Here is an 11558-nt window from a genome sequence, read left to right as displayed (position 1 = left end):
TGAGTGACGAGAGAGCCCCAAAAAGATCCGTCTGGAATAATCCCGTAAAGAATCAAACCGGCGCGGGGTTATTCGCTAATGCCGTCTTCCTGGAACTGATCCTTCACGTACTTGATCTCGGTACGCCCGTGCGGCGCCGGTAAACCGTCTTCACCGAGGTTGACGAAGACCATTTTTTCCACGGTCAGGATGCTTTTGCGGGTGATCTTGTTACGCACTTCACAGGTCAGGGTGATGGAGGTGCGGCCGAACTCGGTGGCGGTGATGCCCAGTTCGATGATGTCGCCCTGGCGTGAGGCGCTGACGAAGTTGATTTCGGAGATGTACTTGGTTACCACGCGCTGGTTGCCCAACTGGACAATGGCGTAGATGGCCGCCTCTTCGTCGATCCAGCGCAGCAGGCTGCCACCGAACAGGGTGCCGTTGGGGTTGAGGTCTTCGGGTTTTACCCATTTGCGGGTGTGGAAGTTCATGGTCACTCCAAAGCGTCTTGCCGAATGATGGGCAACATCATGGCAGAGCCCAGGCCCAACCTCTATGAGCCATTGCCTATCAACCCCATGCGCGATCTTCATATGGCCGACAGAAAGGCTTGGGAAGTCTGGCGCACACAGCTATAATCGCAGCGCTTCAAAACGGTCATCTTCAATTGATACCGTTCTCCCGCCACCTGTCCGAGGGGCGCTGCAGCAGGCTAGACCTGTCAGGCTCGGATGGGGCGTTGTCGGGCCTGGTTCACCTGGCCTGATACTAAACGCACAACGGCGCCCATTCGCACACTACGAATGGAGGCTCTTCATGAGCGCTGTAATCTCGCCTGCAGGTTTTACCGACTACAAAGTCGCCGATATGTCCCTCGCTGCCTGGGGCCGTCGCGAAACCTTTATCGCCGAATCCGAAATGCCTGCCCTGATGGGTCTGCGCCGCAAGTACGCCGCTGAGCAGCCGCTCAAAGGCGCGAAGATCCTCGGCTGCATCCACATGACCATCCAGACTGCCGTGCTGATCGAAACCCTGGTTGCCCTGGGTGCCGAAGTACGTTGGTCGTCCTGCAACATTTTCTCGACTCAAGACCAGGCCGCTGCTGCTATCGCTGCTGCCGGCATCGCGGTGTATGCCTGGAAAGGCGAGACCGAAGAAGAGTACGAGTGGTGCCTGGAGCAAACCATCCTCAAGGATGGCAAGCCATGGGACGCCAACATGATCCTCGACGACGGCGGCGACCTGACCGAGCTGCTGCACAAGAAATACCCGCAGATCCTCGACCGCGTCCACGGCGTGACCGAAGAAACCACCACCGGCGTGCACCGTCTGCTGGACATGCTGGCCAAGGGCGAGCTGAAAATCCCGGCCATCAACGTCAACGACTCGGTGACCAAGAGCAAGAACGACAACAAGTACGGCTGCCGTCACAGCCTGAACGATGCCATCAAGCGTGGTACCGACCACCTGCTGTCGGGCAAGCAAGCCCTGGTGATCGGCTACGGTGACGTGGGCAAGGGTTCGTCCCAGTCCCTGCGTCAGGAAGGCATGATCGTTAAAGTCTCCGAAGTTGACCCGATCTGCGCCATGCAAGCCTGCATGGACGGCTTTGAAGTGGTTTCGCCGTTCATCGATGGCGTCAATGACGGCACCGAAGCGAGCATCGACAAGGCACTGTTGGGCAAGATCGACCTGATCGTGACCACCACCGGTAACGTGAATGTTTGCGACGCGAACATGCTCAAAGCCCTGAAAAAGCGTGCCGTTGTCTGCAACATCGGTCACTTCGACAACGAAATCGACACCGCTTTCATGCGCAAGAACTGGGCATGGGAAGAAGTGAAGCCACAGGTGCACAAGGTTCACCGCACCGGTGCTGGCGATTTCGACCCACAGAACGACGACTACCTGATCCTGCTGGCCGAAGGCCGCTTGGTTAACCTGGGCAACGCCACCGGCCACCCAAGCCGCATCATGGACGGCTCGTTCGCCAACCAGGTACTGGCGCAGATCTTCCTGTTCGGCCAGAAGTACGCCGACCTGTCGCCAGCCCAGAAAGCCGAGCGCCTGACTGTGGAAGTGCTGCCGAAGAAACTCGACGAAGAAGTGGCCCTGGAAATGGTCCGTGGCTTCGGCGGCGTTGTGACTCAACTGACCAAGACCCAGGCCGACTACATCGGCGTGACGGTCGAAGGCCCGTTCAAGCCGCACGCTTACCGCTACTGATATGCCTGCTGCCTGCTCTCTCTGCGAGAGCGGGCTTTTGTAGGAGCGGGCTTGCTCGCGAAAGCGGTGGGCCAGTCACAAAATAGATTGACTGACCCAGCGCATTCGCGAGCAAGCCCGCTCCCACATTGACGGTGTACATCTTCTGGCTTGATGAGTTTCCATAGGTACGACCATGTCCCAAGACCGTCGCTACAGCTTCGAGTTCTTTCCGACCAAGACCGATGCTGGGCATGAAAAACTGATGGCGACTGCCAAACAGTTGGCCAGCTACAACCCCGACTTCTTCTCCTGCACCTACGGCGCGGGCGGTTCGACCCGTGACCGCACGATCAACACCGTGTTGCAGCTCGAAAGCGAAGTCAAAGTTCCCGCCGCTCCGCACTTGTCGTGCGTGGGCGACAGCAAGGCCGACCTGCGCGGCCTGCTGACGAAGTACCAACAAGCCGGCATCCAGCGCATCGTCGCCCTGCGTGGCGACCTGCCGTCCGGCATGGGCATGGCCAGCGGCGAGCTGCGCTACGCCAATGACCTGGTGAGCTTCATCCGTGAAGAAAGCGGCGATCACTTCCACATCGAAGTGGCGGCTTACCCGGAGATGCACCCCCAGGCGCGCAATTTCGAAGACGATCTGCAGAACTTCGTGCGCAAGGCCAACGCCGGCGCCGACAGTGCGATCACCCAGTACTTCTTCAACGCCGACAGCTACTTCTACTTTGTCGAGCGTGTACGGGCCATGGGTGTCAACATCCCGATCGTGCCGGGCATCATGCCGATCACCAACTACAGCAAGCTGGCGCGCTTCTCTGACGCTTGCGGCGCGGAGATCCCACGCTGGGTGCGCAAGCAACTGGAAGCCTATGGCGACGACGTCAAAAGCATTCAGGCATTCGGCGAGCAGGTGATCAGCGAGATGTGTGAACAATTGCTGCAAGGTGGCGCACCAGGGCTGCACTTCTACACCCTGAACCAGGCTGAGCCTAGCCTGGCCATCTGGAACAACCTCAAGCTGCCACGCTGAGGCGTGCCCGCTTGCGGTGCAGGTAAAACGAAAGGCCCTCGCATTGACGAGGGCCTTTTTGTTTTAACTGCGCTACATCAACTTGCCCGCGAATGCTTGTGCCAGAGCTTCTCTTTAACCAAGGAGCATCGTAACCTCAGGGCATGCCCGTCATTCTCAAGTTGTTGACCGCTGCGTTTTTGACTTGCCTGAGCCTCACCGCCTACGGCGAGAAACTACGCATTGTCACTGAGCCCTGGGCGCCTTATGTCTACGAAGAAAACGGCAGCATGCGCGGCCTGGACTATGAAACCACGGTGATTGTGTTCCAGCGCCTGGGCGTCGATGTGGAGTGGCAATTCCTGCCGTGGAAACGCTGCCTGGCCATGCTCGACCAGGGCCACGCCGACGGTGCGCTGGATATTTTCCACAGCCATGACCGCGACGCCCAGCTGCTTTATCCCAGTGAGCCGCTGTCGGAAGTCGAGTTCGTGCTGTTCTACGCCAATGCGCGCCCCCACCCCGCCGAACGCGTCGATGACCTGCAGGGGCTGACCGTTGGTATTTCGCCGGGCTACCTCTATGGCAACGCATTCAGCGAATCCACCCTGTTCAACCGTGAGCCGGCCCCCAGCCACGAGGCCAACTTCGGCAAGCTGTCATTGGGCCGTATCGACCTGGTGATCACCGATCGCCGCGTGGGCCAGCATGTGATCAAGGCCATGGGCCTGGAAGGCAACGTCAGCCAGGCGCCCTTCGTGGTCAGCCGCCAGCAACAATTTCTCGCCGTACGCCGTGGCGCGGGCATGGACCTGCTGGTGCAACGCTTTGCCGCCGAGCTCAAGCGGTTCAAGCAAGAACCCGCCTACGCGGCCTTGAGCGCCAAATATGGCGAAATCCAAGCCAATACGGCCTCTGAACACACCGTTGAGCAGCAGGAAAGCAGCGCGCCGTGATTGCTCTGTTATACTCCGGCCTTTCCGCCAGGCTCACGCCCGGCCGCTGAGGTCTTGAAAAAGGCACCTAACCCCGCTACTGCGCAGCTTTCAGCCCGCGCGAGCCGGTGGAGTGCCCGCCAGACGCAGCAGGACCGGACGGGGTTGCGCTCCCCTAAGCGCCATTCACGCCCGGCAAGATTATCCCTTTGGGCCAAGCCCTAACTAAAACAGGATTACTCATGTCCTTTGCTTCCCTCGGTCTCTCCGAGGCTTTAGTCCGCGCCATCGAGGCAGCGGGCTATACCGAGCCTACTCCGGTGCAACAGCGGGCCATTCCCGCCGTGTTGCAAGGTCGCGACCTGATGGTTGCGGCTCAGACAGGTACTGGTAAAACCGGTGGTTTCGCCCTCCCGATTCTGGAGCGGTTGTTCCCCAACGGTCACCCGGACAAATCCCAGCGTCACGGCCCGCGCCAACCGCGCGTACTGGTCCTGACCCCTACCCGCGAACTCGCCGCCCAGGTGCACGACAGCTTCAAGCTGTATGCCCGCGACTTGAAGTTCGTCAGCGCCTGCATCTTCGGCGGCGTCGGCATGAACCCACAGGTTCAGGCCATGTCCCGCGGCGTTGACGTGCTGGTCGCCTGCCCGGGTCGTTTGCTCGACCTGTGCGGCCAAGGCAGCGTTGACTTGTCCCACGTGGAAATCCTCGTGCTGGACGAAGCCGACCGTATGCTCGACATGGGCTTTGTCCATGACGTGAAAAAGGTCCTCGCCCGCCTGCCGGCCAAACGTCAGAACCTGCTGTTCTCGGCAACGTTCTCCAATGACATCACCGCCTTGGCCGGCAAGTTGCTGCACAACCCGGAGCGCATCGAAGTCACGCCGCCGAACACCACGGTCGAGCGTATCGAGCAACGCGTATTCCGCCTGGCTGCCAGCCACAAGCGCTCCCTGCTGGCGCACCTGATCACCGCCGGCGCCTGGGAACAAGTGCTGGTGTTCACCCGTACCAAGCACGGCGCCAACCGCCTGGCCGAGTACCTGGACAAGCACGGCCTCACCGCCGTCGCTATCCACGGCAACAAGAGCCAGAACGCGCGCACCAAAGCCCTGGCCGATTTCAAGGCCGGTGAAGTGCGTATCCTGGTTGCCACCGATATCGCCGCCCGCGGCCTGGATATCGACCAACTGCCACACGTGGTCAACTTCGAGCTGCCGAACGTCGACGAAGACTACGTGCACCGTATCGGCCGTACCGGCCGTGCCGGTCGCTCGGGCGAGGCCATCTCCCTGGTTGCACCGGACGAAGAAAAACTGCTGAAAAGCATCGAACGCATGACCAAGCAGAAAATCGCCGACGGCGACCTGATGGGCTTCGATGCCAGCACCGTGGAGGCTGAGAAGCCTGAAGCGCGCGAGCGTCCGGACGTGCGTAACCCACGCAACCCACGCGGTCCGAAGGGCGATGGCCCGAACGGCGGCGGTGGTGGCGGTGGTCGTCGCGACAAGGGCAAAGACAAGGGCGGCAAAGAAAAAGCGCCGACCAATGGCCGTGGCGAGCGCCCCGCCCGCGAGCAGAAGCCACGTGAAGGCACCCCGGCCCGCGAACAGCGCCAGCCGAGCCAGCCGCCACGCGCCGCAGCCGATCGTGCTCCGGACGAGTTCCTCGACGATGACGTGGATAACTTCGGTAACCGCGTTGACTACGTGCCGCAGGCCAAACCGGCTCAGGGCCGTGGTCGTCGTCCGGGTGCTCCGGCCGCGGCTGCAGGCACCGGCGCGCCACGTGGCGGCCAGCCTCAGGGCGGTCGTCAGAACGGCCCACGCAACAGCAGCGGCGGCACCACCGGCACCCCGCCTGCCAAGCGCAATGGCCCGCGTAATGGCGCCCCGCGTGACGGTCAAGCGCGTCGCGAAGATTCGCGCAGCAACAACCGCCGCCCGGCCCGTGACGATCAGCCACGTGCGTCCGAACCTGCCGTGCAGAACCCACGCGGTGGCCCGGCGCCGAAAATCATCCACAAGGAGTCGAAAGCTGACCGCTTCCCGACACCCGAGCAGTTGGATCAACTGCCAGGCCGTCCTCGTGGTGAAAAACCAGCGCTGCTGACCCGCAACCGCTGAGTTTTCGACGCTGAATAAAAACGCCCCGACTGTTCGGGGCGTTTTTGTATCTGGCGGTCAGCGCATTAATTCGTCACTTCACCGGCCTTGTGAAACAGCTTGGCGAAGATCATCCAGCGACCCTCCACTTTCATCAAATTCAAGTAGTCGACCATCACGTTATTGAACAGGCGCAAGCGTACTTTAACGATGGCCATTTCCGCAGACATCACATCGATCATCAGCACTTCGTCAAGTTGCGGGAAACCACCTTCCTGAGGCGACTTACGGCCCTGAACCATCGTCCTGTACTCATCAAAAGGCCGCACGACCACGGTCGAATTTTGCGCGCTATACAACACGCAGCCTCGGTGGAACACTTGATCGAACGCATTCAAGTCCTGGGTTTGCAACACGTTAAAGTAGTCTTTCAGAAACGCGTGGATTTCATTAATCATGCCTAACAACTCCCGATTTTTCTGCACGGCGCTATTTGAATAAATAACTTGTCGCCATTATCGGTAGCTCACTCATTTCACGTATAGCGGCTATTATTGGGCTTTCCCGTGAAAGGAATTCACCTATTGAAGCTCCCTCCACTCGCCGCACTCCGTGCCTTCGAGGCGGTAGCCCGGCTGGGCAAGGTGAACCTGGCGGCCATTGAGTTGCACGTCACCCACAGTGCCGTCAGCCACCAGATTCGCTCACTGGAAGAGTATTTGGACATCGCGTTGGTGGCCCGCAGCGGGCGCTCCCTGGTGTTGACGGACGAAGGCCGTGTTTATGCCTACCAGATCAGGCAGGCGCTGGGCGAGATAGCAGGGGTCACAGACAAACTCGTGGCAAAGAACAAGCACCCGCAACTGACCCTGTCGGTGCTGCCCTCCTACGCCATGCATTGGTTACTGCCACGCTTGCACGACTTCATCAGCGCCCAGCCTGGCCTGCGCCTGAAACTGGAATCGTCCATGGAGTTCGCCAGCTTCGAGCAAGGCCTGATCGATTGCGCGATCCGCTTCGGCCACGGCCAATGGCCCGATATGCATTGCGAAACGCTGATGACCGACTCATTGCTGGTGGTCGCCGCGCGCACCTTCAACCACGGCGTGCTGCCCACTACACCGCAGGCCATCCTCGAGCAGCCATTGCTGCACGCCAGTGAAAGCTGGCCGACCTGGCTGGGTGCCGCCGGCGTGGAGGGGCAACGCCCTCACGCTGCGCTGGAGTTCACCGACTCGACCTTGCTGCTCGAAGCCGTCAGGCTCGGGCATGGCGTCGCATTGACCCGACGCTCGATTGCCCATTCACTGATTCAACGCGGGGAGCTGGTCAAGCTCACCGATATTGAACCGGTGCATGCTTCGCGCTACTACCTGGTCTGGCCGATGGGCACCAAGCGTTCGGCGCAACTGATAGCCCTGCACACGTGGCTCAACGAACAAGTCGCAACGTATCAAGACAGCCTATAAACCACGCACAGCAAAACGCCGACCCGGAGGTCGGCGCTTTGCGTTTGAAACAGCGAAATATTACTTCGCTTTCACACCTTCAAACGTCACGTACAGCTCAACGGTGTTGGACGCTGGGCCCAGGTCCATCTGCTTGCCGAAGTCCTGGCGGTTGAAGCTTGTGGTGCCTTCAAAGCCGGCACGGTAGCCGCCCCATGGATCCTTGCCTTCACCCAGGAAGGTGGCCTTGACGACGATCGGCTTGGTCACGCCGTGGAAGGTCAGGTCGCCGGTCACGTCGGCAGTGACTTGGCCTGCAGCATTTTTACCGGTGGTTTTAACACTGGTGGAGACGAACTTGGCATCGGCAAACTTGCCAACGTCCAGGAAGTCTTTGCTGGAGATGTGCTTGTCACGTTCGGCGTGGTTGGTGAACACGCTGGCGGTACGTACGTTGAACTCGATCTTGCTGTCTTCAGGCTTGGCGGCGTCGAAGCTGAACTTGCCGTCCAGGTCCTTGAAAGTACCGGTGATGTAGCTATAGCCCAAGTGGCTGATCTTGAAGTCAACGAAGGCGTGCTGGCCTTCTTTGTCGACAACATAATCAGCGGCCATCACCGAACCTGCGGACATCAGAGCAGAACCGATTGCCAGAGCGGCGAGCGTCTTTTTCAACATGCTTTCTATTCCTTGTGAGTCGAGGTTGAACATCAGGCTTTGCGCCCCAGCATTCGCGTCAGGGTCGCATCACGATCGATAAAGTGGTGTTTAAACGCAGCCACGCCGTGCAAACCGGCGAAAACCACCAACACCCAGGCGAGGTACAGATGCACCACGCCGGCGGTGTCTGCCTGGTCCGGTAGACCGGAAACCACGGCAGGAATCTCAAACAAGCCAAACACCGGGATACCGACACCGTCTGCGGTGGAAATCAGGTAACCGGCAATCATCACGGCAAACAGCCCGAGATAAAGGAACGCGTGGCCAAACGCAGCCCCGATACGGGTCAAGCGGCTGTAGCTGGCCAGTGGTGGCGGCGGCGGGCTGAGCAGGCGCCAGACAATGCGCACCAGCATGATGGCGAAAAGCGTGATGCCAATGCTCTTGTGCAGGTCAGGCGCGTCTTTGCGCCAGGCGCTGTAATAGTCGAGACCGACCATCCACAGGCCCAGGGCGAACAAACCGAACACCACCAGGGCCACGCCCCAGTGCAAAACAATGCTGACCCAACCATAGCGGGCCGATGAGTTACGTAGTTGCATGTCCCAAATCCCGTAAGAACTGCGCCCAAGACTAGCGATTTACCTATCGAATTAAAGCGGAAAATTTCGCTTTGAAATATCGAGAAATACGATCAAGAGGTTATGCACAGTACGTTAACAATGGATTAAGGACTATTCCTTAGAAACGTGACAGTGCGTCCCGCGTTTACTGCCAATTCATCCGTAATGGGTTGTGACACTGTCTGGCATTGCATAGGCTTGCGCGATTGTTTCGCCTGCGCCGGCCGCAGGTCCGCTTCGAGGAGATAGACGATGGGCTTGAATAACCAGTGGATGCAACGCGACCTCGCGGTGCTGTGGCATCCCTGCACCCAGATGAAAGACCACCAGCAATTGCCGCTGATCCCGATCAAGCGCGGTGAAGGCGTCTGGCTGGAAGACTTCGAAGGCAAGCGCTACCTCGACGCCGTCAGTTCCTGGTGGGTCAACGTGTTCGGCCACGCCAACCCGCGTATCAACCAGCGCATCAAGGACCAGGTGGACCAGCTGGAACACGTGATCCTCGCCGGTTTCAGCCACCAGCCGGTGATTGAGCTGTCCGAGCGCCTGGTGGCGATGACGCCCGACGGCCTGACCCGTTGCTTTTATGCCGATAACGGCTCTTCGTGCATCGAAGTCGCACTGAAGATGAGCTTTCACTACTGGCTCAACCGTGGCCTGCCGAACAAAAAACGCTTCGTCACCCTGACCAACAGCTACCACGGCGAAACCATCGCCGCGATGTCGGTGGGCGACGTGCCGTTGTTTACCGAAACCTATAAAGCCCTGCTGCTGGACACCATCAAGGTGCCGAGCCCGGATTGCTACCTGCGCCCCGAGGGCATGAGCTGGGAAGAGCATTCACGCAACATGTTCCTGGCCATGGAACACACCCTGGCCGAAAACCACGACAGCGTCGCCGCCGTGATCGTCGAGCCGCTGATTCAGGGTGCCGGCGGCATGCGCATGTACCACCCGGTGTACCTCAAGCTGTTGCGCGAAGCCTGCGACCGCTATGGCGTGCACCTGATCCACGACGAAATCGCCGTCGGCTTCGGCCGTACCGGCAGCATGTTCGCCTGTGAACAGGCCGGCATCCGCCCGGACTTCCTGTGCCTGTCCAAGGCCCTCACCGGCGGCTACCTGCCGCTGGCCGCCGTGGTCACCACCGATGACGTCTACGACGCGTTCTACGACGACTACCCGACCCTGCGCGCCTTCCTGCACTCCCACAGCTACACCGGCAACCCGCTGGCGTGCGCGGCGGCCCTGGCGACCCTGGATATTTTCGAAGAAGACAACGTCATCGAAAACAACAAGGCCCTGGCCCAGCGCATGGCCACCGCCACCGCGCACCTGGTGGACCACCCGCATGTGTCGGAAGTGCGCCAGACCGGCATGGTGCTGGCCATCGAGATGGTCCAGGACAAAGCCACCAAAACAGCCTACCCATGGCAGGAGCGCCGCGGGTTGAAGGTGTTCGAACACGCCCTGGAACGCGGTGCACTATTGCGGCCGCTGGGCAGTGTGGTGTATTTCCTGCCGCCGTATGTGATTACGCCGGAGCAAATCGACTTTTTGGCTGAAGTGGCCAGTGAAGGCATCGATATTGCGACCAACAGTCAAGTCAGCGTGGCAGTGCCGAAGGACTTCCACCCAGGCTTCCGAGATCCAGGTTGATTGCATTCACTCAACTGATCGGGTGCCGGGTTACCGCCATCGCGGGCAAGCCCGGCGCCCACAGGTTTTGTATTTTTCCAGAGAACCGAAATGAGACTGTCCCGCTTTTTTACCGATACCCCGCTGAGCCTCGGCGAGCACGAATTGCCCGAAGCCCAGGCGCATTACATCAGCCGCGTGTTGCGCATGGGCGAAGGTGATGCCGTGCAACTCTTCGACGGCTCCGGCCATGAGTTCCTGGGTACGTTGCTGGAGGTCGGTAAAAAACGCGTCACTGTGCAACTCACGGAACGCTTCGCGGGCCAGACCGAATCCCCGCTGCACATCCACCTCGGCCAGGGCCTGTCCCGGGGCGAGCGCATGGATTGGGCGATTCAGAAAGCCACCGAACTGGGTGTGAATGAAATCACGCCGATTTTCAGCGACCGCTGCGAAGTCCGCCTCAAGGACGAGCGTGCCGACAAACGCCTGCTGCACTGGCGCCAAGTGGCGATCAGCGCCTGCGAGCAATGCGGCCGTTCAACGGTGCCGGTGATTCACCCACCGCTGCTGCTGGCGGACTGGTTAAAACAGGCCGAGGCGGCGTTGAAACTGGTGCTGCACCCGGTGGCCGCGCCGATGATCAGCCACGCCAAGCCGGCCAGCCTGGCCTTCCTGATCGGGCCTGAAGGTGGGTTGACCGACGCAGAAGTCGCCACCGCCCAAGCTGCCGGCTACCACGCCGCCCGCCTCGGCCCGCGCGTGCTGCGCACCGAGACAGCGCCCGTGGTGGCACTGGCCGTCGCGCAACAGCTCTGGGGCGACTTCTAACCTCGCTGGGTAACCCCATTCAACGGTGGGAGCGGGCTTGCTCGCGAAGGCGCTGGATCAGTTGGCCTGTTTATCCACTGACACACTGCATTCGCGAGCAAGCCCGC

11 protein-coding genes and 1 riboswitch are annotated in these 11558 nt (G+C 60.2%); of the genes, 7 read left to right on the top strand and 4 right to left on the bottom strand.

What is annotated here, in order from left to right; genetic code table 11:
- Positions 1-68 precede the first annotated feature (68 nt).
- Entirely contained in the window at positions 69-473 is a 405-nt protein-coding gene (locus JFT85_RS17995; protein ID WP_010167614.1) for an acyl-CoA thioesterase, read from the bottom strand.
- A gap of 197 nt (positions 474-670) precedes the next feature.
- Positions 671-777: riboswitch (S-adenosyl-L-homocysteine riboswitch) on the top strand.
- A gap of 21 nt (positions 778-798) precedes the next feature.
- On the opposite strand from JFT85_RS17995, the gene ahcY reads away from it, so the two are divergent.
- The 4 genes from ahcY to JFT85_RS17975 all read left to right on the top strand — a co-directional run bounded on the left by ahcY (position 799) and on the right by JFT85_RS17975 (position 6272).
- Positions 799-2208, top strand: a complete 1410-nt coding sequence (ahcY, locus tag JFT85_RS17990) for an adenosylhomocysteinase (RefSeq protein WP_053258434.1) — start codon at positions 799-801, stop codon at positions 2206-2208.
- A gap of 175 nt (positions 2209-2383) precedes the next feature.
- Positions 2384-3229 (top strand): methylenetetrahydrofolate reductase [NAD(P)H], encoded by an 846-nt coding sequence (metF, locus tag JFT85_RS17985; RefSeq protein WP_053258435.1) that lies wholly within the window; start codon positions 2384-2386, stop codon positions 3227-3229.
- 143 nt (positions 3230-3372) lie between these two features.
- Positions 3373-4164 carry a substrate-binding periplasmic protein gene (locus JFT85_RS17980; RefSeq protein ID WP_053258436.1) on the top strand — a complete coding sequence of 264 codons (792 nt, stop codon included), beginning with the start codon at positions 3373-3375 and terminating at the stop codon, positions 4162-4164.
- 221 nt (positions 4165-4385) lie between these two features.
- Positions 4386-6272: a DEAD/DEAH box helicase gene (locus JFT85_RS17975; protein WP_053258437.1), complete on the top strand. Its 1887-nt coding sequence runs from the start codon at positions 4386-4388 to the stop codon at positions 6270-6272.
- Between the two features lie 65 nt (positions 6273-6337).
- Here JFT85_RS17975 and JFT85_RS17970 read toward each other — a convergent pair whose 3' ends face one another.
- On the bottom strand, positions 6338-6709 hold the full coding sequence (locus tag JFT85_RS17970) for a nuclear transport factor 2 family protein (protein ID WP_053258438.1): 372 nt from the start codon (positions 6707-6709) through the stop codon (positions 6338-6340).
- A 126-nt stretch (positions 6710-6835) separates the two neighbouring features.
- On the opposite strand from JFT85_RS17970, the gene JFT85_RS17965 reads away from it, so the two are divergent.
- On the top strand, positions 6836-7720 hold the full coding sequence (locus JFT85_RS17965; protein ID WP_053258439.1) for a LysR substrate-binding domain-containing protein: 885 nt from the start codon (positions 6836-6838) through the stop codon (positions 7718-7720).
- Between the two features lie 60 nt (positions 7721-7780).
- Here the strand turns inward: JFT85_RS17965 and JFT85_RS17960 are convergent, their stop codons facing one another.
- A complete protein-coding gene (locus JFT85_RS17960) occupies positions 7781-8377 on the bottom strand; it encodes a YceI family protein (RefSeq protein ID WP_053258440.1) in 597 nt (198 codons plus the stop codon).
- 32 nt (positions 8378-8409) lie between these two features.
- A complete protein-coding gene (locus JFT85_RS17955; protein WP_053258441.1) occupies positions 8410-8961 on the bottom strand; it encodes a cytochrome b in 552 nt (183 codons plus the stop codon).
- Positions 8962-9234: 273 nt separating this feature from the next.
- On the opposite strand from JFT85_RS17955, the gene JFT85_RS17950 reads away from it, so the two are divergent.
- Together JFT85_RS17950 and JFT85_RS17945 are read left to right on the top strand one after the other, a co-directional pair.
- Positions 9235-10641, top strand: coding sequence for an adenosylmethionine--8-amino-7-oxononanoate transaminase (locus JFT85_RS17950; RefSeq protein ID WP_069551998.1), 1407 nt, complete (start codon positions 9235-9237; stop codon positions 10639-10641).
- A gap of 90 nt (positions 10642-10731) precedes the next feature.
- Complete coding sequence (locus JFT85_RS17945; protein WP_053258443.1) at positions 10732-11451, top strand: 16S rRNA (uracil(1498)-N(3))-methyltransferase; 720 nt, start codon at positions 10732-10734, stop codon at positions 11449-11451.
- The last annotated feature ends 107 nt before the right edge of the window (positions 11452-11558 follow it).

The sequence above is a fragment of the Pseudomonas sp. TH04 genome (genome assembly GCF_016651355.1).
Taxonomy (GTDB): Bacteria; Pseudomonadota; Gammaproteobacteria; order Pseudomonadales; family Pseudomonadaceae; genus Aquipseudomonas; species Aquipseudomonas fluorescens.
Note: the sequence above shows the minus strand (reverse complement) of the source record. Positions and strands in the feature narration are given on the sequence as shown.